Below are 21,259 nucleotides of genomic sequence, written 5' to 3' on the forward strand. Positions count from 1 at the left end.
CTATTTAACCAGGCGCGTTTCCTTGGACGGCCGGTAGCCGAAATACGCGCTGTAGCATTTGCTGAAATGGCTCGGCGAGACAAACCCGCAAGCCACCAGCACATCGACCTGGGACAGCTCGGTGTGCTGCAGCAGACGACGTGCCTCGGTGATACGCAGCTCCAGGTAATAGCGTTGCGGCGTGGTGCCCAATTGCTCCTTGAACAGGCGTTCGAGTTGCCGGCGGGAACGGCCGGCATAGGCCGCCAGTTGCTCCAGTTCCAGAGGCTCTTCGAGGTTGGCGTCCATCAGCTTGACCACCTCCCGCAGTGGTGCGCTCACGCACACATTCTCCGCCGGTTTGATACGCCGATAGCGCGACTCCTCGAACGCCAGTATGTCCTCGATACCCTCGACCAGGGCTTTATCGTGCAAACCCTTGATCCAGTCCAACGCCATATGGAAAGCCCCCGAGGGGCTGGACGCGGTGAGCCGGTCGCGATCGATGACATAGGCCTCGCTGGTGACATGGGTCGCCTTGGAGATCTCCGCGAGCGCCGGCCGATGTTCGGGATGAATCGCACAACGATAACCATCAAGCAAACCCGCACTGCCCAGGAACCAGGCGCCATTCCATAACCCGGCCAGGCTGACACCCTGGTCTGACGCCGCTCTCAGCAGGCTGATGAGCTCATCGTCGACCTTCAGCTCGGTCCGGTAGCCACCGCAGATGACCAGCAGGTCGAGGCTTTGAATGGCCGCCGAATCGATACGGGCATCGGGGCGAATCACCAGGCCCAGGTCACTGATCACCTCCCCTTCATGCAGACCGAAGGTTCGCGAAGAGAACAACCCGGGACGCAGGAGGTTCGCCGTGACCAGCGTATCCAGGGCCTGGGTGAATGCCGGCAAGGAGAAATGCTCGAGCAACAAAAAGCCTGTCCGGGCCATTTGCGCGGGCGCACCGGGGTTTTCATTCAGATAGCGGAGGTTTTTCCCCTTCATGCCTCCACTGAATTGGCGTCGTTCGATCAAGGTCTGAATCACTCGGTGGTGTTAGCCACTCTCTTGTTGGGTGTATTGCTGAGTCACTGATTGTAATCAGACTCAGGCTCGCAAGGGCAGCGTCGCCGACAGTTCGTGCAGGTAGTCGACAAAAGCACGTAACGGCGCCGGCAAATGGCGCCGTCCAGGGTAATACAGGAACGGGCCGGAAAACGTCTGCCACCAAGGCTCCAGGATGGGTTCGAGCTCGCCGCTGTCCAGTTGCGGCCGCAGCAGGTCTTCAAACAGATGCACCACCCCCAGGCCGGCGACCGCGGCACTGACCGTCAGATCCAAGGCTCCACTGGGCGTCACCAGCAGACGTTCGGGCGGATCAATCTCGATCTGCTCGCCATCGCGCTCGAATTTCCAGGTGGGTTTGTTGCCGCCGGAGAACTGACAGCGAAGACAGGAGTGGGTCAATAACTCGCGTGGATGGGCCGGTCGGCCATACAGGTCCAGATATCCGGGCGCCGCCGCCGTGACGAAGCGCTGCACCCTCGGACCGATGGGAATCGCGATCATGTCCTGCTCCAGCCTTTCGTCGTAACGGATGCCCGCATCGCAGCCCACCGAAAGCACGTCGACAAATCCGTCTTCCACCACGACCTTGATGCGGATATCCGGATAACGTCCGAGAAATCCGGCAATGACCTCAGGCAGCACGATACGCGCGGCGCTGGTGGGCACATTGAGCCGCAGCGTACCGGAAGGCTTGTTGCGAAAGCCATTGAGCACATCCAATGACGCTTCCATTTCAGAAAACAGTGGCTCCAGCCGGGTTAACAAGTGTTGCCCGGCTTCGGTCAAAGCCACGCTCCGCGTGGTGCGGTTGAGCAGACGCAAATCCAGCTGCGCCTCAAGACGCTGTACGGCTACGCTCAAGCTGGCGGCGGAAACGCCACCGCTGCGTGCCGCCTCACGAAAACCACCCGCCTGTGCGACAGCGACAAAAGCCGCCATATCGTTAAATTTCATGACAATTGTTCACTAATTTAAACAGCCCGTAAACTTTATGCCTGATTATCAAACAGCGCAATTGGAACTATATTCGGCCCATCGAACCCCGCCGCAGAACGCGCTGCGACTCGCATCGAAACAGACCGATAGAGGAAAACCCATATGAGCACTTCCGCCCTTCCAACCCATTTCAGCTTCGCGGGTCGCACGGTCCGGCGAATGGGCTATGGCGCCATGCAACTTGCCGGACCGCAGGTATTCGGGCCACCGAAGGATCGAGCTGCCTGTATCGCCGTATTGCGCGAAGCCATCGCCGCCGGCGTCGACCATATCGACACCTCCGACTTCTATGGTCCGCACATCACCAATCAGATCATTCACGAAGCCCTGCATCCGTATCCCGACAACCTGACCCTGGTCACCAAGATCGGTGCACGCCGCAACGACAAGGGCGACTGGCTGGCCGCCCAGAGCCCGCAAGAGTTGCGCGGCGCGGTCGAGGACAATCTGCGCCATCTCGGCCTGGCCTCCCTGGACGTGGTCAATCTGCGCATCTTTGGCCATGGCCTGACTCAGGACCGCATCGGCCATCTGGTCGAGGCCACGGCGCAGTTACAGCAGGAGGGGCTTATCCGTCATATCGGGCTGAGCAACGTAACCACCGAGCAGATAAAGGAAGCCCAGGCGATCGCCGATATCGTCTGCGTGCAGAACCAGTACAACCTGGTCCACCGCGAGGACGACGGGTTGATCGACGATTTGGCGGCGCAGGGTATCGCCTATGTGCCGTTCTTCCCCCTGGGCGGGTTCACGCCCATCCAGTCAACGGCGCTGTCGGATATCGCGGCCCGCCTGCAAGCCCAGCCGATGCAAGTGGCGCTGGCCTGGTTGCTGCACCGCTCGCCCAACATCTTGCTGATTCCGGGCACGTCCTCGGTCGCGCACCTGCGCGAAAACCTGAAGGCCGGGCAGTTGCAGCTCACGCCGGACACGCTGGCCGAACTGGATGCGATTGGCGATAAACCGAAAGCAAGTTGATACCAGGCTGATAAACTGTAGAAACGACAAGGCCCCGGATTCCGGGGCTTCTTCATTGAAGCCGCGACACCGTCCAATAATTGGTGCACCGTGTCCCCTACCCCACCAATGCATCACAGACCCACCTTTTATCTGGACGTCACATGACACCCAACGCAGAACATTACAACCCGTCCACCGAATATGCCGACAAGCTGATTTCGCGCATCGGACAAACCCCCTCCTGGATCGCAAAACGCATCGGCGTGACCGACAAGCGCATTCGTTACATCCTCGATGGCGAAAGGACCGTCAAGGGAGAAACCACTCCTATCCAGATGACGTACACCGAGCAGTTTGCCCTTGAGTGCCTGGCCGCTGAGGCTGCGGCCAAGAAGAAATAGAAGTTTATCCGGACGATAAGTGTGCCTACGGCCTGTGGGCGATTTGCCCGGGAGCGGACCCGATGAGCCATGATTTTGTCATGTGTCCGTGATTACTATTGGTTGATAACCGCTCTTCCCATCTTGAAGGACTGCACATGTACACTCGCCCAGGTCTGCCTCTTGCCCGCTTTATCGCTCTCGGATGCAGCTTGTTAGTGAGTGCTTGTGACGGTACTAACGGGAGTTTACCTGGCGCACAGTCAACCGCATCTGCTTCGCTCAAAACCCTCGACGGTAAGCCACCCTTGATTATCGGGCATCGCGGCCTGCCGGGATTGTATCCGGAAGAAACCCGGGCCTCTTACGAGCATGCCGCCGATGCTGGCGCAGATTCGCTCGAACTGGATCTGCACATGACCAAGGACTGCGTATTGGTGGCTCGACACAATCCCTGGTTGAGCGACAACACCAACATCAGCGAAGTCGCGAAGACCAACGCCGAAGTTGCACGCCGTAAACGCACCGTTCCAGGCGTATTGGTCAATGTCAAATATCCCGCCACGGCAGAAAATGGTCCGGCACAGTACCTGAGTGACTTGACCAACCCCAACGATCCGAAATCAGTATTGAAATCACTGGTCGTTGATGGCGAAGACCACACCAACGACTGGTCAATCAGCGATTTCACCATGGCCGAACTCAGGCAATGGATAGGCGGTACCACTTACGATGCCCGCGACCAGCGCCCAACCGAACTGAACGGCAAGTTGCCGATCCTGAGTTTTCAGGACGTGATCGACATTGCAAAGGCTAAAAGCGCAGCGACAGGTCGCGTCATTACGGTCTATCCAGAAAGCAAAAATCCGATCTGGAACAATGCCCAAGCCATTGCCAATGGTTGCGGCGTACCGGGCAGTCATCCGTTTGAGAAGGCGTTCCTCAAAACCCTCAACGACAACGACCTCAATCGCAAGGAAGCCCCGGTCTTTGTGCAAAGCTTTGATCCGGGCAGCTTGAAATACCTGCGCTCTATCGGCCTGAAATCCAAAGCCGTTCAGTTGGTCGATGGAAACGGAATAAACTTCCAGACGGGCGAAACCATTTTCATCACTGACAAACCCAATACGTTCGTCAGCGGCCGCCCCTATAGCTGGACCGTAGCAGGTGATCCACGCTCCTTCGGTGCGATGCTGACGCCGGCAGGATTGGCCGAGGTCAAGACCTACGCCGACGGCATTGGTCCATGGAAGCCGCAAGCAATGTCGCTCACCGTCGCCGCGGCTCAAGATTCGTCGTCCAACCCCAGCTTGGACAAGGTCGACACCCTCAAGCCAACCCGCCTGATCAGCGACGCCCACAAGGCCAATCTGTTCGTTCATATATTCACCTTCCGCAACGAAGCGAAATACCTGGCAGGTGTCTATAAGGGGGATCCAGCGGCAGAATACCTGGCCTTTTTCCGAGCCGGTGTTGACGGTGTGTTTACCGATTTCACACCTAATGCCTTGGCGGCCCGCAACCTCTATCTTAAAGAAGTAGCGCGTTAAACGACGCAATCCATACCCTGCTGATGGGAGGCTCATCCTTGAGCCCCTTCAAGCCGCAACACTGAGAAGCCTGGGTCAAGACCACAGATCGTTTCCAGCGTTATCCAGAGCACTTCATTGCATGACTGCAGACTCAGGAATGAAAACGTTTGGGTATCATCCGTACCATCGTGTTATCGCCGACCCAATAATGGTGGAAAAGTCCTGCGCAGGCGTGTAATCCGATCAGCCAGTACCCCGCATTCCCAACCCACTCATGCCAACTTTTGAATTGCTTTGCCATATCAGGATCGAGCGCTATTGGCGAGGGGAGCATAAAGTCAAAGTACGGGATCGGCTTGCCAGCAGCACTGAGCATCAACCAGGCCAGTAGTGGGGTAGCGATCATCAGCCCATACAGCGCCAGATGAGTGATGTGGGCTAACAGCGTTTGCCAGGCAGGTGGCTTGGGCAAGATCGGCGGACTTGCTTTCAAGCGTCCTAACAGGCGCACCCATACCAAGGCGAAAATAGCCATGCCAAACACTGCATGGGTACCGAGAAAGAAACCGCGCAAGGCATCACCACGAGGAATCAACCCCTTGATTTCGATACTGGCATAAACACCGACAAAGAGCGCCAGCATTAGCCAATGCAAAATTATCGATATTTTTGCGTAACGTTGGACGACTGTTTCGTGGGGCATGACATACCTCTTTACTTTATTGGCACATGGGTGATTTGTTCAAACCACCCCGCTCACATGAATGACGCTTGTCTACCGACTCAAAATCAGAAAAGCAGCGCCATCCTCAAACTTGAGTGCTGGCGCTTGAAGCCAAATGGCGGCGCTCAACCGGACAGCGTCGGCGCGAGATGAAATTGGATGGCAACTTCGAAACCATCTGTCCTGCCCGGCGCAGGTGAGGCTAGCGTCATGCTTGCCTTGACCCCATGGACAATGGTCTTTGCGATCGCCAGGCCCAGCCCCGAACCACTGCTCTCGCTACTGCCCCTGACAAAGCGCTCGGTCAGGCGTTGCAACACCGGCTCCGGCACCGCAACCCCACCATTGACCACCCGCAGTAGCCCCTGGTTGGTGAGACTGACCTCGACCGGCTGATCCGTAGCGCCGTATTTCAACGCGTTCTCGATCAGGTTGCGCAACAGGATGCCGAAGGCGTCCGGATCGATTGCCGCACAAACACTGGCCCGCGCCGGAAGTTGCAAGTTGATCCGCCGACCGCTGTTCTGGTTCCACTCATCAACCACATGGGCCAGCAAGGGAATCAGGTCCTGGGGCGTTTCGGACAGCAGCCCGCCCCCTTCGGCCTTGGCCAGTTGCATAAGCTTTTCCGAGAGCCGGATCAACTCCCGCAAGGAGCTTTCGATCTTGGTCGCACGCACGCGCAACGGACCCTCGGGAGCTTCGTGGCGCAGTCGCTGGGTCTGCGCCAGGGTCGCGGCCAGCGGTGTACGCAGTTCATGGGCACTGTTGGCGGTGAAGCTGCGCTCCGTCTCCAACGCCTTGCGCAAGCGTTCCAGCAGGTGATTGACCGCCTCGGCCAGCGGATCGATTTCAGCCGGCAGGCGTGCCACCTTGATCGGCGACAGATCACCGACGCCACGAACCTCGACGGCCCGGCGATAGGCCAATACGCTGCGCAGGCTGATCCGCACCAACAGCCAGGTACCCAGCAGACTGATGGGAATCAGCGCCAGCAACGGCAACAACAAGGCAAACAGCGCTTCGCGCGCGGCTTCACGACGATGGCTCAGGGGCTCGGCAATCTCGATGAACACCGCTCCATGCCGCGCACTGGCGCCGTACAGGCGGTACTTTTCAGTGGTGGAAAAGCCTTCGCTCGGCGGTTTGCTGAAGATCTCCGGGCTGGCGTCATGGGACTGCATGAGGATTACACCCTCGGCATCGCGCACCCGATAAGCCAGATATTCCTTGTGCATTCTCAAGGTGGGCACGTGTTGTGCCTCGGGCGCCCGGTCACGACTGCCGATCTCCAGCACCGCCAACGGCAGGATGCGTTGCGCGGTTTCTTCCAACGCACTGTCGAACGCTTCGTTCAGCTCATGCTGCACCACCAGCCAGGCGCCGACAGTGCCCCCCAACCACAGCAAGGTCAGGCCCAGGGTCAGGCCCAGGCCCAGGCGTTTCTGCAGGCTTGCGGACGGCTTCATTCGCAGATCAACCGGTAACCCATGCCACGCACGGTTTCAATCATCTCCCGGCCGAGCTTTTTACGCAGGCGGCTGATATAGACCTCGATGGTATTGCTCTCGATTTCGGCGCCAAAGGCATACAGCCGCTCCTCAAGCTGTGACTTGGACAGCAGCGCCGTGGGACGTTGGACAAACGCCTCGAACAGCGCCCACTCACGGGCCGTGAGGTCCACGATCAGGCCGCCGCGCTGCACCGTGCGGGCACTCATATCGACCTGCAGATCGCCGAGTCTGATCTGCGGGTTGGGATTGCCGCTGTACCGTCGGGCCACGGCGGCAACCCGGGCCGAGAGTTCAAACAGATCGAACGGCTTGACCAGATAGTCGTCGGCACCGGCATTGAGGCCGGCTATACGTTCGGATATCTGGTCCTGGGCGGTCAGGATGATCACCGGTGTCACATCCCCCGCCGTGCGCTGCTGACGCAGGAAGTCCAGCCCGCGACCGTCCGGCAGCATCAGGTCGAGCAGGATCAGGTCGTAAGGCGTGGTGCGCACGCTACTGCGTGCATGGTCCAGGCACTGCACCCAATCCACGGCGTGGCCGTCGTCGGCGATCTGCTCGCGTACGGCATCCCCCAGTCCTACGGCGTCCTCGACCAGCAAAACCCGCATGCGGCACCTCTCGTGATGGTTGTCGTGGCACACCTTAAACGCCTTTGCTGACGTGAACCTGAAGATTCAGGTGATTGTCAGGAATGCGCTCCAGGGTATGCCACGCAGACCTCCTCCGGCAGCTGTTTCCAAGGGTTCAGGTTGCTGTCAGCCGGCAGGTCCAGACTCTTGCCACACCGTTCAAACAGGATACCGTCATGAAGACCCTCATCGCCGCAACCTGCCTCGTCGGCGCCCTCGCCCTGCCGGAGTTGGCACAGGCCCGTGAAGTGACCCTGACCACCCAGCTCAAGGACTACAGCGGTAGCGACGCCTATCTGGCGATCTACCTCACCGACGGCAACGGCCAGTACCAGAAAACCCTCTGGGTCGCCGGCCGCAAGGCCAAGTATTACCGGCATCTGAGCGACTGGGCGCGGGGGAGCGGCCAAAGACCCGCCGAATTTGATGGGATCAGCGGCGCCAGCGTCGGCAGCGGCGACACCCTCAAGGTCAGCGTCGAGCTGGCGGACACGTTGATCGATGCCGGGTTCCAGATCCGTATCGACAGCGCCGTGGAGAACCAACGCGAAGGCCGTGCCGATGTCAGCGTGCCCCTGACCGCCAAAGGGGCGGGCAAGACAACCCTCGGTAATACCTACGTCAAGTCCTTTACCTACGACCTGTAACACCTGCTGTTTCCGGAGGCTGAACATGCTTCGCCAATTCCACTCACTGCCCGGCCTGATCGCTGCATTGCTGGTTATGCTCCTGGCCATCAGTGGCGCGCTGCTGTCCATTGACCCGGCCGTCGAGCGCCTGCACAGCGTTCCGAGTGCCACCGGGCAGGTCACTGTCGGGCAATTGGCCGGGCGCGTTGCCGAGCATTTCCAAGGCGTGGAGCAGATCCGCCGCACCGCGTCCGGAACGGTAATCGTCTACTACAACCAGAACGATCAGGCCGCGATGGAAACGGTCGATCCATTGACCGGCCAAGGCCTCGCGCCCTATGCACCGTCGTCCTTTTCGCGCTGGGTGAAAGACCTGCATCGCTCACTGTTCCTCGGCACACCGGGCCATGCCGTATCCGGCGCAGGCGCGTTATTCATGCTGATGCTGTCGGTGTCCGGCGCGCTATTGCTGGCGCGGCGCCTGGGTGGCTGGCGCAATCTGCTGCGCCCGCTGCGGGGCACGTTCAGCCAGCGCTGGCATTCGGAAGTCGGACGCCTGGCCCTGCTCGGCCTGCTGCTGTCGGCACTGAGCGGGCTATACATGTCCGCCGGCACCCTGGGACTGATCGCCGACGGCAGCCAGGATGAACCGCCCTTCCCCAGTGGGATCAATGTTGCTCCGGCATTACCCGTGGCGAGTCTGCGGGCCTTGCAAACCACCGACCTGAATGATCTGCGCGAGCTGGTTTACCCCAGCCCCGACAACCCACAGGACCTGTTTTCCCTGCGCACGGCACAGGGCGACGGCTACGTGAATCCGGCCAGCGGCGAGTGGCTGTCCTATCAGCCCCATGACGCGATGCTCAGGATTTACGAATGGATTTACCAGTTGCACACGGGCGAAGGCCTCTGGTGGCTGGGCCTGCCACTCGGTGCCTGTGCGCTCTGCGTTCCCTTGATGAGCGTGACCGGCGTCCTGCTGTGGTGGCGCCGCCGCCAGGCCGGTCCGGAGCTGAGCCACAACAGCGACGCGCAATCAGCCGACAGCGTGATTCTGGTCGGCAGCGAAAACAACAGCACCTGGGGCTTTGCCGAGGCTCTACATCGAGCCTTGCACCAGGCCGGCCATCAGGTACACAGCACCTCGATGAATGAATGGACTGGCCAATACCCTGGCGCCAAGCGTCTGTTCATTCTCACCGCGACCCATGGCGACGGCGATGCACCCGCCTCCGCTTCACAGTTCCTGGCGCGGCTTCGTGAGACCGGCCTCAACCCCGGCCAGCCCTTTGCCGTGCTGGGCTTTGGTGATCGACAGTTTGCCCGGTTCTGCCAGTTTGCCCATCAGATCCAGGACGCGATGCTGCAAGCCGGCGGCTCGGCGTTGCTGGCACTGGAAACCATCAACCGCCAATCCTCCCAAGAGTTTGCCCGCTGGGGATACGCACTGGGAGGAGTACTGGGACAGGACCTGACACTGACTCACACGCCCGAGCGCCCGCGCACCCAGGCACTGCGATTGACGGGGCGCATCGTCTACGGCGAACAAGTGAATGCGCCAACCCAGATACTGCGTTTCAAGGCGGTCGGCGAGTTACCGAGTTTCCAGGCCGGTGACCTGGTAGGGATCCTCCCCCCGGGCAGCCCGGTACCTCGCGTCTACTCGCTGGCCAGTCGTTCGGAGGATGGCGTGCTGGAAATCTGCGTCCGTAAACATGAAGACGGCCTGTGCTCGGGGTTTCTGCATGATCTGGACATCGGTGCGCAGATCGACGTCTTTATCCAGCCCAACCCGCAATTCCGTCCGGCATCCGGCAGCCAGCCGGTGATCCTGATCGGGGCCGGGACCGGTATCGGTCCCCTGGCCGGCTTTATCCGTAACAACAAGGACCGTAACGCGATGCACCTGTATTGGGGTGGACGCCACCCGGCCTCGGACTTTCTCTACGAACCGGAGCTCAAGCGCTATCTGGCTGACCGACGCCTCACGGCCTTGCGCGCGGCTTTTTCCCAAACCCAGGAGCGCAGCTACGTGCAGGACCGACTGATCAACGATGCGCTGTCCCTGCGCCGGCTGATTGAAAAAGGCGCCCAGGTATTGGTGTGTGGCCGTCGCGAAATGGCCAGGGCGGTGATGCAGGCGCTGGATGAAGTACTCGCGCCTCTCGACCTCAGCGTGATGACCCTGAAAGCCCAAGGACGCTACCGTGAAGATGTCTACTGAGCTGCAACGCTACAGTTTGAGTGGCGAAACCATGGGCACCCGCTACACCGCCTTGTTCTACGCCGCGGCAGGGATCGATACCGATGCCATTGGCCAGGACCTGGCGCACGCCGTGGGCCGGGTGGACCAGCAGATGTCGACCTGGAAGGCCGACTCCGACCTCAATCGCCTCAATGCCGCCCCCGAACAGGAATGGGTGCCGGTACCCAGGGAGATGATCGGGGTGTTGTCCGCGGCGCTGCGAATCAACCAGCAATCCAATGGCGCCTTTGACATCGCCGTTGGTGATCGGGTGCAGGCCTGGGGATTCGGCCCAGGCGAACAGACGGTCACACAACCGCCGTCCGCGACCAGCCCGCCACCGGCCCGCCTGTCGGCCAGCGCGGCCCTGGTGGTCGATACACGACGCAATCAGGTGCGCAAGCGCGCCGCGCTCAACCTTGATTTGAACGGTATCGCCAAGGGTTTCGGCGTGGATGAACTGGCCCGCAGCCTGGAAGACGTTGGTATCACACAGTACCTGGTGGGTATCGACGGCGAAATGCGCGCCCGTGGCGCCAAACCCGACGGCAGGGCCTGGGCCGTGGCCCTGGAAAAACCCAACCGAGGCGTACGTGAAGTGATGGGGGTGATGGAGCTCAGCGACGCCGCCATTGCAACCTCCGGCGACTACCGACGGTGGGTCGATGTGGCCGGTCGATCCTACGCCCACACCATGGACCCGGCGACCGGCGCACCGCTGAGCAACAACCTCGCGGCCGTCACCGTAGTGGCGCCAACCGGCCTGCTCGCCGACGCCTGGGCCACGGCCCTGATGGTGCTGGGCGAAAACGAAGGTCCACGCCTGGCTCAGGAGCGCGGCATGGATGCCTTGTTCGTGTTACGCGACGGGCAGGACTTCAAGCAGATATACGTTTCTGCTGGAAAAGTCGCCTTCTTTTCGACCTCACCTGCGTCAAGCCTTTCCAATGAGCCAGGACATTAATAAGGCGCCGACTGAGCGGCATAATGCGGTTCCAATCATCCAAGGAGCCGGGCCATGTTGTTTTCTGCCTATACCGAAGAATCCCTCAGCGGAATCGGTCATGTCGTCCAGGACATCGAGCAAGTCAACAGACACACCGATGGGTTGCGAAACCGTCTTTCCGGCCTTTTCGAATTAACGGCGAGCCGGTTTGGCGTGAGTTTTTCCATTCCCTCGGGGAGCTACTTCCAGATTGAAGGCCACTTTGGCCTGGTCAGGGCCAACCTGGTCTATGCAAATGAGGGGAGCGGGACATTCGCTCGCGTGGTGCTGCGCAAACACACGCTGGATGAGCAGGGAAAAGAGGCATGGCCAGAAATCTGGGCGTTCAGGATTCTGAAGGATGGCGATATTTTGATGAGCGATGCTGGCCCGGTCCTCTACAACTCATGGAATACACCAGACGGGCAGAGAGACGTCGCCACTCAGCCTCTGATTGAATCAATCGTCTTGTCTGCCATGAAGCCTCGGTAAGCCGGCAGGTTGCACCTTCGAGGATGTTCAGGACGTGACGGTTTTCATGGTAGAGCCGCGGAAGATCTTCGAAGAGGTGTGGGAAATGGTCCCGGAGTAGAGCACCTGCCCTTATTGCACTCTTTCAGAAAATTAGCGAGCCTAATCAATGATAAAGGCGCGTCACGCCTTACACCTGACGCGCCTTTACAAACGCACTAAAACTAGTGACCGTAAGAAGTCGTACCAATATAAGTTTTTGCGGCGGTCGTGTTATTAACGTGCCTTACTCGGTACGTACCCAGCGCTCCCAAATACGAAGCGGTAGTACCGGTATTACCTGCAACCTGCACCCAACTCCCCCCAGTCTGCTTGTCAATATACAACTGCGGGGCACTCCCTGCACCAGAGGCTGTGATAGTAGAGGCTATATTAGCCTTGGCACAGGTCGAGCCAATCGTGAATGGGCCATAAACAATCACTGTCCCATTGGCAGGAATAGTTCCAGTGTAGGTATCCTTAATTGTCAAGCAGGCCGATGCTTGAAACGATAGAGGCAGCAAAGCCATGAGAGGCAACAAAAATAAACGCTTCATATATTTCCCTATATTGATGTGAGTTTTTTAATTAATTACTCCTGACAGATGCCTGCTGAGCGCGCCGACCAGGAAATATCACTTTTCAACCATACCTAATAAACTAGCGATTACCAGGATTATGCCTCCATACACACCCCTATTATGAGCCACATAAAATCGTGAAATAACGGGCAAGAAAAAACGACTCGAGAACAGCCGCTGATCGACTCAAACAATATTGGCCGACCCCATCAGCGCAACTGTAGCGGACCGACGATCAATTCGAAGCTTGAGGCGAACAATGCGCCTCGAACAGGATAAGCGCGCGGGGTATTAAAGGCGCAAGAACTACAGCTTAACAACATCACCTCACAACTCCCTGTACATGAAAAGGCTATAAAAGCAACGAGCCATTCCTGCAATTTTCCATATGCAGACATTTAGACACACCTCATCAATGCGCGTCAACGGCTCGCTCTAATTTTTCCAGGCCTTAGTGGAGGGCCTTTCTAAAAACCAGGTTTAAGCCCAAGATTCTCGACGCCATTTGGCATAGAACCTCCGGACATGATGGCCATTTTTGTCAATGCCCATCCGTTGTGCTGCGTTAGAGCACAGAGACTTTATTTCCGCTTATTTGGACCACGCCTGGGGGGGGGACCCCAATACCCGCATCAGTCTGATAAACTACGATTTATTAAATTGATGCTCACACAAACACTCCATTACCCCATTTGCGAATGGTCTGACGGGCAATCTCAATGATCAGCTCGATCAAGCCGGCGACTGGCTCCGCCTGGCGCAGTCAGAGCAAGCCGCTGGCTGCTTGCCCGAGCTGATTGTCCTGCGCTCCAGAGATGAGGTGCAGCGGAATATGCTGTTGAGCATCACTGGATGGGATTTCGAAGCTACACACTATCTGGAGGTGTAGCTCACTCAGTCCGGTCGACTCTTCTTCCTTTGCCTTGGCCATTCTCGCGTGGTTCGCTGCGATTTCATTGAGAGTTGACACGGTACATCTCCCGGTGACTGACCAAGCGTATCGCTGGAGTCCTGAAGCGTTGATGTGATTGCCGCCGCGTCAGAATTACGTCGTTCTGGGGCTGCTACGACCGTCCTCTGCAAGCCGCAAGCCAGAGAGGGTCGTGTATTGCGCGCCAGGTTTTTAGAGGCGACGAATGGTGTAGCGGCGTTATCCATAAGCTCGGGAGACGTTCCTGTATATCAGCCCGGTATGCAAAGAACGCGAGTATCTACCGGCCAGAGTTCTCCTTCCTTCATCAGAGGTGAACGTGCGACAGCTATGCTGTTCTGGCGAGCTTGATCGCGCTTTCGGGACATGCCGTCACGCAAAGGCCGCACGACCGGCAGGCATCCGCGTTAGGCGTGTACGCGACTTTCATTCCATGCACTCGTAGTTTGAGACGGTGCATCAAGCCGAGGTCAAGGTAGTCGACCTCGTCGATGCGCCGAATCTCAAACACATTCTCGGGACAGACCTCGAGACAATCGCCCTTACCTTCACAACGCTTCAGGTCGACGATTGGCGCAATCACGCCCGGCTGCTGTTTGCAATTGGTCTTTGATTTCTCGGTCATGTTCGATCTCCCACGTGCCGACCCCGGTCCGATCGGCAGGTCGTCTGAAATTGCTCCCGCTCTTCGGGCGTCATGGATTCCCATTTGCGCCAGTGACGTCGTTCGCGCCGGCCGCCGTGTCCGCGAAATCCGCCAAACAGAATTCGGCTCAACAGCAGCAAGCCCAACGCATGTGCGAAGTCGATCTCCCGGGCTCCGACGAATAGCCCCGGCATCACCCAATTCCATAGAACCATGACCACCCAGCCGAGCACGCCTATAGCCAACACCACCAGAAACGCCTTACCCACCAATCTGATTCGAAATTTCATCCGTCAACTCCTCTAAAATCCCAGTTCGTCGTAAATAGCCCGCAGCCGCTTGCGCAGATGCAGAACTGCGTAGCGTTTGCGCGCAAGCAGCGTATTGAGCGTGACACCGGTTTCCACCGCCATATCCTTGAAGGACTGCCCCTCTAGCTCGTGCGCAATGAATACCTCACGTTGATTCGGCGGCAACTCCTCGAGCGCATCCTGTAATGCCTTGAGCAAAAGCGCTCGCGCATAGGCGGCCTCGGGACCACCGTCTCGTGCAGGCAGGGCAAGGTCCAAGCGATACTCACTGCCAGGGTCACCCTCGTCGCCAGACAGTTCTGGCAGCGGCTGCTCTTTCTTCTTGCGAAAGCTATCGATGATGCGGTTTCGCGCAACGCGAAACAGCCACGCACTCGCCTGCTCGATCGGAGCTGGAAGTCGGTACGCCTGCACGAATTCATGGAATACATCCTGCAGGATGTCCTCGGCGTCGCCCGGATCGCGTATTCGACGCCGGATAAAATTGGCGAGCCTGGCGCGCTCACGCACCACGGTTGCAGTGATGTCTCTGTATCGTTCGGTCATCGTGTGCGCAATTAAGTGGCTCAATACGCCTGAAGACGTTTCAGAAACGCAAATATTGTGGCCGATTCGAAAAATCGAAGGTCCGCTTCAAGTCGGGTGCAACCGACTGCACCGGTCGAGGATCGAGCAGCGTTCGCGACCGGTTGTTTCGAGTCCAGGTTGAAGGAGAGAATTCAACCCGGGAAAGGCGCAACACAAGAGGCCACGCAAAAAGCTTCCCGCCCGAACCAATCATTGTAAAACTGCGCCTGGCCGAAGTGGCCATGAGCAGCGGCAAGCCCCCCGTTGGCCTGCAAAAAAGCCAGCCTCTCAGAGCAGAGCTACAGAAGCGTCTACGGTGATGGCACCTAGGTAATGATATAGACTCGAGTGTCTGGCATGCCTTACCCTGCGGGTTTGCCACGAATAGCCGCCCGCCAAGGCTATCCGGAAAATAATCGGTTAGAAGCCAGCTTTCTGAGGCATCTGCAACAGTTGTTGATTACGGTGCAATACCGAGAGGGGGTCATGCAGTCCACCGTCCAACTGATCACTCAACTCGGCAAACAGCATAGATAAAAATGCATAAACAAAAGCGCCACTCGATTGAGTAACGCTTTTGTGAAAGCGCTGAGAGCATTGATTGACGCGTCCGAATCAGCTGAGTCGGACGCTTGCCACTACTGGACGACGTAATCCACCTGATGCCTGGCGATCCGTGAGTTGCCCAAGTCATTGCGTACCCTCAGGTGCTCAGGATGCGTGGCATAAGCCTCAAGCGCTTCAGCGGACGCGAACTCGGTATAGAGCACTACGTCACAGGCATAATCGATCCGGCTGATATCGACGCCGACCTCGATCTTCAGCAGCCCCGGAATCAATCCGGCCAACCCTTCGAAGCGTTCCTTGAGAAACTGGCACGCCTGGCGGTTGCTCTCCGGCGTCTCCCCCGCAAGGTTCCACATCACAATATGTTTGATCATCGCGGTCTCCGTGCGGTGTCATCCCGGCCTGACATATCAACCCTTGCTTTTCTGATAGACATCTACGAATACCGCCGCGAGCAGCACAGCGCCCTTGATCATTTGTTGGTAGTCAATGCCGATGCCCATGATCGACATGCCGTTGTTCAATACACCCATGATGAACGCGCCAATGACCACGCCCACCACCTTGCCGACGCCGCCGGAGGCCGACGCGCCGCCGATGAACACGGCCGCAATGACGTCCAGTTCAAAGCCGGTGCCGCCACGCGGTGTCGCGCTGTTGAGGCGGGCGACGAAGATCAGTCCGGCCACGGCGGCCAGTACGCCCATGTTGACGAAGGCGAAGAAGGTCACCCGCGCCGTGTTGATACCCGACAGCCTGGCCGCCTTGAGATTGCCGCCTACCGCGTAGATCCAACGACCGATCACGGTGCGGTTCATGACGAAGGTGTACACCCCGATCAGCACGCTCATGATCACCAGCACTGTGGGGATGCCGCGGTAGGTCGAGAGCAGGTAGCAGAAGTACACAATAAGGGCCGCCACCACGCCGTTCTTCAATGCAAACAGGGCCAGGGGCGCAGCGCTGCCGCCGCTTTTCAGGGTGCGCGCGCGACTGCGATATTCAACCACCCAGAAGGCCACGGCCACCGCGATACCCAGCAGCAAGGAGGTAATGCGCAGGTTTTCATTGGCGAAGACGTCGGGGATGAAGCCCGAACTGATCGCCGAGAACGCCGGCGGAAACGGCCCTATCGACTGCCCTTGGGAGATGGCAATAGTAGCGCCGCGAAAGATCAACATACCGGCCAGGGTGACGATGAACGAGGGCATGCCCCAGACAGCGACCCAGTAGCCTTGCGCCGCGCCGATCAGCCCACCACAGAGCAGGCAGATCAGGGTCACACTGAAGAAATCCAGGCGATATTGGACCATCAACACCGCCGCGATCGAACCGATCACGCCGACCACCGAACCGACCGACAGGTCGATATGCCCGCAGACGATCACCATCAACATACCCAGCGCCATCACCACGATGTAGCTGTTCTGCAGCAGCAGGTTGGTCAGGTTCAGCGGCTGCATCAATGCCCCGCCGGTGGCCATCTGGAAGAACACCATGATGACGATCAGCGAGGCCAACAGACCGTATTCACGGGCGCCACGCTTGAAGGATGTCAGGGCATTGGGTTTGTTGGATGCGAGAGGCATGCTGACTTCGCTCACTGGATCACCTCGTTTTTCATGATTGCGTGCATGATTTTTTCCTGCGATGCCTCGGCGATCGGAAACTCGCCGACAAAGCGTCCTTCGTTCATCACATAGATACGGTCACAGGTGCCGAGCAACTCCGGCATTTCCGAGGAAATCATGACCACGCCACGACCTTCGCTGACCACTTGATTGACCACCCCATAGATCTCGTACTTGGCCCCCACATCGATACCGCGGGTGGGCTCGTCGAGGATCAGTACCTTGGGATCGGAGAACAGCCACTTGCCCAACACGACTTTCTGCTGGTTGCCACCGGAAAGTTTCTCCACCGATTGGCTCACGTCCGGGCAGCGAATCCGCAGGCGCGCGCGGTAATCGACGGCCACCGCCGTCTCGCCCAGTTCGTTCATGATCCAGCGCTTGGAAACGGCGGCCAGGTTGGCCATGGAGGTATTGCGGGTGATGCTCTCCCCCAGCACCAGGCCGGCGCCCTTGCGGTCTTCGGTAGCGTAGGCCAGGCCTTGATCGATGGCCTTGCGCACCGTACCAAGGTCGACTTCGCGCCCTTCGATACGCACCTTGCCGCGGATGTTCACGCCATAGGAACGCCCGAATACACTCATGGCAAACTCGGTGCGGCCAGCGCCCATCAACCCGGCGATCCCCACCACTTCGCCCCGGCGTACATGAAAATTGATATTGCGGATACGATCGCGGCCTGGACGCTCCGGGTCGCCGACCGACCAGTCCTCGACCTCGAACAAGGTCTCACCGATCTCGGCCACCCGCGACGGGTAGCGGTCCGACAACTCGCGGCCGACCATGGAACGAACCACGCGACCCTCGTCGATCTTCTCGACACGGCAATCGATGACGTCGACGGTGCTGCCGTCACGGATCACGGTGATCTCATCGGCGACCCGGCCGATCTCGTTGAGTTTGTGGGAAATGATGATCGAGGTGATGCCACGGCCCTTGAGTTCGAGCATCAGCTTGAGCAAGGTGTCGCTGTCCCTTTCGTTGAGACTCGCGGTCGGCTCGTCGAGGATCAGCAAGCGCACATCCTTGGCCAGCGCCTTGGCGATTTCCACCATCTGTTGCTGGCCGATGCCGAGGTTGCCCACCAGCGTCTGCGGCCGGGCGTCGAGGCCAACCCGAGCCAGCAGCTCGCGGGCCCGCAGGTGCGCCTCGTCCCAGTCGATCACCCCGTGCCGGGAGATCTCGTTGCCCAGAAACAGGTTTTCGGTAATCGACAACATCGGCACCAGCGCCAGTTCCTGGTGAATGATGCAGATCCCCAACGCCTCACTGTCGCGCAGGCCGTGGAAGGTCCGCGGCACGCCGTCGAAGACGATGTCGCCGTCGTAGCTGCCGTGGGGATACACGCCACTGAGGATTTTCATCAAGGTCGATTTGCCGGCACCGTTTTCACCGCAAATCGCATGGATTTCCCCATCGCCAACCTGGAGGTTGACCCCGCTGAGCGCCTTGACCGGGCCAAAGCACTTGCGGATGTCACGCATGTCGAGAATCGTTTTGCTCATTTTCTCTCTCCTGCCAGGCGGGCTGCCGAACCGCGCAGCCGCCGGCACAATCACAAGCGACTAGCGCAACTGCTCAGGGGTGTAGAACTTGGTGTCGTCGACCAGGACTTTCTGCCAGTTCTTGCCATCGACCAGTTGTGGGGTCAGCAACTGAGTGGGCACGATCATCGAGCCGTTGTCGTAGGACGTGGTGTCATTGACGCTTACCGCCTTGCCGCTCAACGTCGCGTCCATCATCTGTGCCGCCGCGCCGGCCAGAGCCCGGGTATCCTTGAAGATGGTCGAAGACTGGTCGCCGCGAATGATCGACTTGATGCTGGAGATTTCCGCATCCTGGCCGGTGACGATCGGCATGGCCAGCTTGCCACTGCCATAACCCACACCGCGCAGGGATGACACGACACCGGTGGCGATCTGATCGTTCATCGCCAGTACCGCGTCGAGGTGGGCCGTACCATAGAAGGCGCTGAGCAGGTTATCCATGCGCGCCTGGGCCTGGGCACCGTCCCAGTTCGGGGTGGCGACCTTATCGATGGCTTGCTGGCCACTGCGGATCACCAGCTTGCCGCTGTCGATGTAGGGCTTGAGCTGGGACATCACGCCGGCATAGACCACATGGGCGTTGTTGTCATCGGTGGAGCCGGCGAAGATCTCCAGGTTGAACGGGCCCTTGCCCTGCTTGAGCGCCAGCGAGTCGACGATCGACTGGCCCTGCAGCACGCCGGTGCGGTAGTTGTCGAAGGTGACGTAGTAATCGAAGTCCTTGGAGTTGCGGATCAGCCGGTCATAGGAGATGACCTTGATGCCTTTTTCCTTGGCCTGCTTGAGCACGGCGGTCATGGTCGTCCCGTCGATGGGCGCGACGATCAGGCCCTTGATGCCCTTGACCATCATGTTCTCGATCTGCGACAGCTGGGTCGGCGCCTCGTACTGGGCGTATTGCAGGTCGGTGTCGTAGCCAAGCTTCTTCAACGAGTCGACGATATTGCTGCCATCAGACACCCAGCGGGCTTCGGTTTTCGACGGCATGGCAATGCCGATAGTGCCTTTGCTGCTGGTCTCCTGCTTGGAGCAGGCGCTGATCGCCAACCCCAACAATACCGCTGCGGCAACCTTGATAATCGTGTGCATAACGCCCTCTTCTTTATTGTTGTTGTCATTTCTCAGGGACGCAGAGTCCCTTTCGGCTCAAAACGACTGAGCCGAACGGGTCTCCTCGCCTATCGGGACTGCGGGTTATCTACAACGCCAGCTGGACTTCCTGGCCGTTCGCATCGGCGGACTCGAACAGCGCTTCGAGGATGACGTTGATGTCATGGGCCTGGGTGGCCGGCACCGTCGAGGCGCTACCGGTGCGCAACGAGGTGACGAACGCGGCGGCCTCGCGATCGAAATACACCGGGTTGCCGATCTCGGCGATTTCCGGGGAGTAGACGGTCTTGCGCACCGCCCAGATCTCCGGGAAGCTGTTCTCGTTCCAGTGCGTCCAACCTTGCTGGTGGCCGTTCTTGCCGTCGTGGTAGAGCTTGTACGAAGCTGGCATCGGCGTGGAATGCATCACCCCATGGGTGCCATAGGCGGTGATGTCCCAGCTCTCGGTCCAGGGCATCGGGTCCCAGGACATAAAGTCGATGGTAACCAGCTTGTCGTCGTAGTTGAGCACCGCGCCCACCGCGTCCTCGCGGGCCGAGTCACTCATCTGCCCGGCAAATTTGGTGATCCGTGCGTTGACCGATTTGGGTTTGCCGAAGTGCAGCAGGATCCGGTCGATGGTATGGCAACCAATCACATAAAACGCCCCGCCTCGGTCGCCGGGCTGCTTCATATGGTTGGTATCGGCCTCATCGTGGGAGCAACCGGCGTGCGCGCGAACCTGCAAGACCTTGCCGATTTCGCCGCTCTTGAGCACCTGCTGCATCTTTTCCACCGACGGCGCGTAACGCCAGCAGTAGCCGACCTGGAACAAGCCGCCGGTGCGTTCGACGGCCTCGACGATGCGCCGGGTGTCCTGGGTGCCACGGCCCGCCGGCTTCTCGCAGAGCACGGCCTTGCCGGCCTGCAGCGCTTCGATCGCCCAGTCGGCCATCAGGTAGCTCTTGGGATGCACCAGCACCACGTGCACATTCGGGTCGGCCAGGATCTCTGCCTTGCTGCGGGCCTGCAGGCCCAGTGCATCACAGAACGGATCGAGCAACGGGCTGTCGTCATAGGCGCCGAGAAACTCCACGTCGGCCATGCGCTGGAAGGCCTTGACCCGGCCCGAGGTGTGCGGGTGAGTAATCCCCAGGCAGGCCACGCCGATGCGGATACCCTGCTCAAGCTTGTAGGACATAACGATTCTCCTGGTGTACTTGTCCAAAAATCCA

General features: G+C 59.0%; 21 protein-coding genes and 1 pseudogene. 8 read left to right on the top strand and 14 right to left on the bottom strand.

The window, feature by feature from the left end; genetic code table 11:
• On the bottom strand, nucleotides 1–1,014 hold the full coding sequence (locus M5C01_RS14095; RefSeq protein ID WP_178129874.1) for a GlxA family transcriptional regulator: 1,014 nt from the start codon (nucleotides 1,012–1,014) through the stop codon (nucleotides 1–3).
• Between the two features lie 72 nt (nucleotides 1,015–1,086).
• Nucleotides 1,087–2,001: a LysR family transcriptional regulator gene (locus tag M5C01_RS14100; RefSeq protein WP_152739888.1), complete on the bottom strand. Its 915-nt coding sequence runs from the start codon at nucleotides 1,999–2,001 to the stop codon at nucleotides 1,087–1,089.
• 144 nt (nucleotides 2,002–2,145) lie between these two features.
• On the opposite strand from M5C01_RS14100, the gene M5C01_RS14105 reads away from it, so the two are divergent.
• The 3 genes from M5C01_RS14105 (at nucleotide 2,146) to M5C01_RS14115 (ending at nucleotide 4,933) form a co-directional block, all read left to right on the top strand.
• A complete protein-coding gene (locus M5C01_RS14105) occupies nucleotides 2,146–3,021 on the top strand; it encodes an aldo/keto reductase family oxidoreductase (protein WP_152739887.1) in 876 nt (291 codons plus the stop codon).
• A 143-nt stretch (nucleotides 3,022–3,164) separates the two neighbouring features.
• Nucleotides 3,165–3,404: a hypothetical protein gene (locus tag M5C01_RS14110; RefSeq protein ID WP_100940111.1), complete on the top strand. Its 240-nt coding sequence runs from the start codon at nucleotides 3,165–3,167 to the stop codon at nucleotides 3,402–3,404.
• A gap of 137 nt (nucleotides 3,405–3,541) precedes the next feature.
• Entirely contained in the window at nucleotides 3,542–4,933 is a 1,392-nt protein-coding gene (locus M5C01_RS14115) for a glycerophosphodiester phosphodiesterase family protein (protein ID WP_152739886.1), read from the top strand.
• A gap of 133 nt (nucleotides 4,934–5,066) precedes the next feature.
• On the opposite strand, the gene M5C01_RS14120 is transcribed toward M5C01_RS14115, so the two are convergent.
• The 3 genes from M5C01_RS14120 to M5C01_RS14130 all read right to left on the bottom strand — a co-directional run bounded on the left by M5C01_RS14120 (nucleotide 5,067) and on the right by M5C01_RS14130 (nucleotide 7,764).
• Nucleotides 5,067–5,618, bottom strand: a complete 552-nt coding sequence (locus M5C01_RS14120; RefSeq protein WP_103495281.1) for a cytochrome b — start codon at nucleotides 5,616–5,618, stop codon at nucleotides 5,067–5,069.
• 146 nt (nucleotides 5,619–5,764) lie between these two features.
• A complete protein-coding gene (locus M5C01_RS14125; RefSeq protein WP_152739885.1) occupies nucleotides 5,765–7,108 on the bottom strand; it encodes an ATP-binding protein in 1,344 nt (447 codons plus the stop codon).
• A complete protein-coding gene (locus M5C01_RS14130; RefSeq protein ID WP_103495283.1) occupies nucleotides 7,105–7,764 on the bottom strand; it encodes a response regulator transcription factor in 660 nt (219 codons plus the stop codon). Before M5C01_RS14130 ends, M5C01_RS14125 begins: the two co-directional genes overlap by 4 nt.
• A 197-nt stretch (nucleotides 7,765–7,961) precedes the next feature.
• On the opposite strand from M5C01_RS14130, the gene M5C01_RS14135 reads away from it, so the two are divergent.
• The 5 genes and pseudogenes from M5C01_RS14135 to M5C01_RS14155 all read left to right on the top strand — a co-directional run.
• Nucleotides 7,962–8,432: a DUF2271 domain-containing protein gene (locus tag M5C01_RS14135; RefSeq protein ID WP_103495284.1), complete on the top strand. Its 471-nt coding sequence runs from the start codon at nucleotides 7,962–7,964 to the stop codon at nucleotides 8,430–8,432.
• A 25-nt stretch (nucleotides 8,433–8,457) separates the two neighbouring features.
• Nucleotides 8,458–10,638 (top strand): PepSY domain-containing protein, encoded by a 2,181-nt coding sequence (locus tag M5C01_RS14140; protein WP_152739884.1) that lies wholly within the window; start codon nucleotides 8,458–8,460, stop codon nucleotides 10,636–10,638.
• A complete protein-coding gene (locus M5C01_RS14145; RefSeq protein ID WP_152739984.1) occupies nucleotides 10,628–11,623 on the top strand; it encodes an FAD:protein FMN transferase in 996 nt (331 codons plus the stop codon). The genes M5C01_RS14140 and M5C01_RS14145 overlap by 11 nt, the downstream gene beginning before the upstream one ends.
• 54 nt (nucleotides 11,624–11,677) lie before the next feature.
• Nucleotides 11,678–12,136 carry a hypothetical protein gene (locus tag M5C01_RS14150; RefSeq protein ID WP_103495287.1) on the top strand — a complete coding sequence of 153 codons (459 nt, stop codon included), beginning with the start codon at nucleotides 11,678–11,680 and terminating at the stop codon, nucleotides 12,134–12,136.
• 4 nt (nucleotides 12,137–12,140) lie between these two features.
• Nucleotides 12,141–12,233 (top strand): annotated as a pseudogene (locus tag M5C01_RS14155) (RidA family protein); the annotation flags it as partial.
• 1,265 nt (nucleotides 12,234–13,498) lie between these two features.
• On the opposite strand, the gene M5C01_RS14160 reads toward M5C01_RS14155, so the two are convergent.
• The 9 genes from M5C01_RS14160 to M5C01_RS14200 form a co-directional block, all read right to left on the bottom strand.
• Entirely contained in the window at nucleotides 13,499–13,705 is a 207-nt protein-coding gene (locus M5C01_RS14160; RefSeq protein WP_152739883.1) for a hypothetical protein, read from the bottom strand.
• A gap of 289 nt (nucleotides 13,706–13,994) precedes the next feature.
• A complete protein-coding gene (locus M5C01_RS14165; RefSeq protein ID WP_152739882.1) occupies nucleotides 13,995–14,291 on the bottom strand; it encodes a ferredoxin family protein in 297 nt (98 codons plus the stop codon).
• The gene (locus M5C01_RS14170) at nucleotides 14,288–14,602 is read right to left on the bottom strand and encodes a hypothetical protein (RefSeq protein WP_152739881.1); all 315 of its coding nucleotides are present in this window, start codon (nucleotides 14,600–14,602) and stop codon (nucleotides 14,288–14,290) included. Before M5C01_RS14170 ends, M5C01_RS14165 begins: the two co-directional genes overlap by 4 nt.
• 12 nt (nucleotides 14,603–14,614) lie before the next feature.
• Nucleotides 14,615–15,169, bottom strand: coding sequence for a sigma-70 family RNA polymerase sigma factor (locus tag M5C01_RS14175; RefSeq protein ID WP_152739880.1), 555 nt, complete (start codon nucleotides 15,167–15,169; stop codon nucleotides 14,615–14,617).
• A 659-nt stretch (nucleotides 15,170–15,828) separates the two neighbouring features.
• On the bottom strand, nucleotides 15,829–16,131 hold the full coding sequence (locus tag M5C01_RS14180) for a Dabb family protein (protein WP_152739879.1): 303 nt from the start codon (nucleotides 16,129–16,131) through the stop codon (nucleotides 15,829–15,831).
• A gap of 36 nt (nucleotides 16,132–16,167) precedes the next feature.
• Nucleotides 16,168–17,361, bottom strand: a complete 1,194-nt coding sequence (gene mmsB / locus M5C01_RS14185) for a multiple monosaccharide ABC transporter permease (RefSeq protein ID WP_177103687.1) — start codon at nucleotides 17,359–17,361, stop codon at nucleotides 16,168–16,170.
• Entirely contained in the window at nucleotides 17,358–18,893 is a 1,536-nt protein-coding gene (gene mmsA, locus M5C01_RS14190) for a multiple monosaccharide ABC transporter ATP-binding protein (RefSeq protein ID WP_152739877.1), read from the bottom strand. The genes mmsB and mmsA overlap by 4 nt, the downstream gene beginning before the upstream one ends.
• Before the next feature lie 60 nt (nucleotides 18,894–18,953).
• Nucleotides 18,954–20,024: a multiple monosaccharide ABC transporter substrate-binding protein gene (gene chvE, locus M5C01_RS14195; RefSeq protein ID WP_152739876.1), complete on the bottom strand. Its 1,071-nt coding sequence runs from the start codon at nucleotides 20,022–20,024 to the stop codon at nucleotides 18,954–18,956.
• A gap of 109 nt (nucleotides 20,025–20,133) precedes the next feature.
• Nucleotides 20,134–21,225 carry a Gfo/Idh/MocA family oxidoreductase gene (locus tag M5C01_RS14200; protein ID WP_152739875.1) on the bottom strand — a complete coding sequence of 364 codons (1,092 nt, stop codon included), beginning with the start codon at nucleotides 21,223–21,225 and terminating at the stop codon, nucleotides 20,134–20,136.
• Between the last annotated feature and the right edge of the window lie 34 nt (nucleotides 21,226–21,259).

It is taken from the genome of Pseudomonas sp. MWU12-2319 (assembly GCF_023242525.1).
Lineage (GTDB): Bacteria > Pseudomonadota > Gammaproteobacteria > Pseudomonadales > Pseudomonadaceae > Aquipseudomonas > Aquipseudomonas gingeri_D.

Bases quoted from the DNA above. Each gene is read 5' to 3' on its own strand.
- M5C01_RS14130 (WP_103495283.1), bottom strand. From the start codon at position 7,764: ATGCGGGTTTTGCTGGTCGAGGACGCCGTAGGACTGGGGGATGCCGTA.
- M5C01_RS14140 (WP_152739884.1), top strand. From the start codon at position 8,458: ATGCTTCGCCAATTCCACTCACTGCCCGGCCTGATCGCTGCATTGCTG.
- M5C01_RS14100 (WP_152739888.1), bottom strand. From the start codon at position 2,001: ATGAAATTTAACGATATGGCGGCTTTTGTCGCTGTCGCACAGGCGGGT.
- M5C01_RS14150 (WP_103495287.1), top strand. From the start codon at position 11,678: ATGTTGTTTTCTGCCTATACCGAAGAATCCCTCAGCGGAATCGGTCAT.
- M5C01_RS14200 (WP_152739875.1), bottom strand. From the start codon at position 21,225: ATGTCCTACAAGCTTGAGCAGGGTATCCGCATCGGCGTGGCCTGCCTG.
- M5C01_RS14120 (WP_103495281.1), bottom strand. From the start codon at position 5,618: ATGCCCCACGAAACAGTCGTCCAACGTTACGCAAAAATATCGATAATT.
- mmsA (WP_152739877.1), bottom strand. From the start codon at position 18,893: ATGAGCAAAACGATTCTCGACATGCGTGACATCCGCAAGTGCTTTGGC.
- M5C01_RS14145 (WP_152739984.1), top strand. From the start codon at position 10,628: ATGTCTACTGAGCTGCAACGCTACAGTTTGAGTGGCGAAACCATGGGC.
- chvE (WP_152739876.1), bottom strand. From the start codon at position 20,024: ATGCACACGATTATCAAGGTTGCCGCAGCGGTATTGTTGGGGTTGGCG.
- M5C01_RS14135 (WP_103495284.1), top strand. From the start codon at position 7,962: ATGAAGACCCTCATCGCCGCAACCTGCCTCGTCGGCGCCCTCGCCCTG.
- M5C01_RS14165 (WP_152739882.1), bottom strand. From the start codon at position 14,291: ATGACCGAGAAATCAAAGACCAATTGCAAACAGCAGCCGGGCGTGATT.
- M5C01_RS14110 (WP_100940111.1), top strand. From the start codon at position 3,165: ATGACACCCAACGCAGAACATTACAACCCGTCCACCGAATATGCCGAC.
- M5C01_RS14175 (WP_152739880.1), bottom strand. From the start codon at position 15,169: ATGACCGAACGATACAGAGACATCACTGCAACCGTGGTGCGTGAGCGC.
- M5C01_RS14115 (WP_152739886.1), top strand. From the start codon at position 3,542: ATGTACACTCGCCCAGGTCTGCCTCTTGCCCGCTTTATCGCTCTCGGA.
- M5C01_RS14180 (WP_152739879.1), bottom strand. From the start codon at position 16,131: ATGATCAAACATATTGTGATGTGGAACCTTGCGGGGGAGACGCCGGAG.
- M5C01_RS14125 (WP_152739885.1), bottom strand. From the start codon at position 7,108: ATGAAGCCGTCCGCAAGCCTGCAGAAACGCCTGGGCCTGGGCCTGACC.
- M5C01_RS14170 (WP_152739881.1), bottom strand. From the start codon at position 14,602: ATGAAATTTCGAATCAGATTGGTGGGTAAGGCGTTTCTGGTGGTGTTG.
- M5C01_RS14105 (WP_152739887.1), top strand. From the start codon at position 2,146: ATGAGCACTTCCGCCCTTCCAACCCATTTCAGCTTCGCGGGTCGCACG.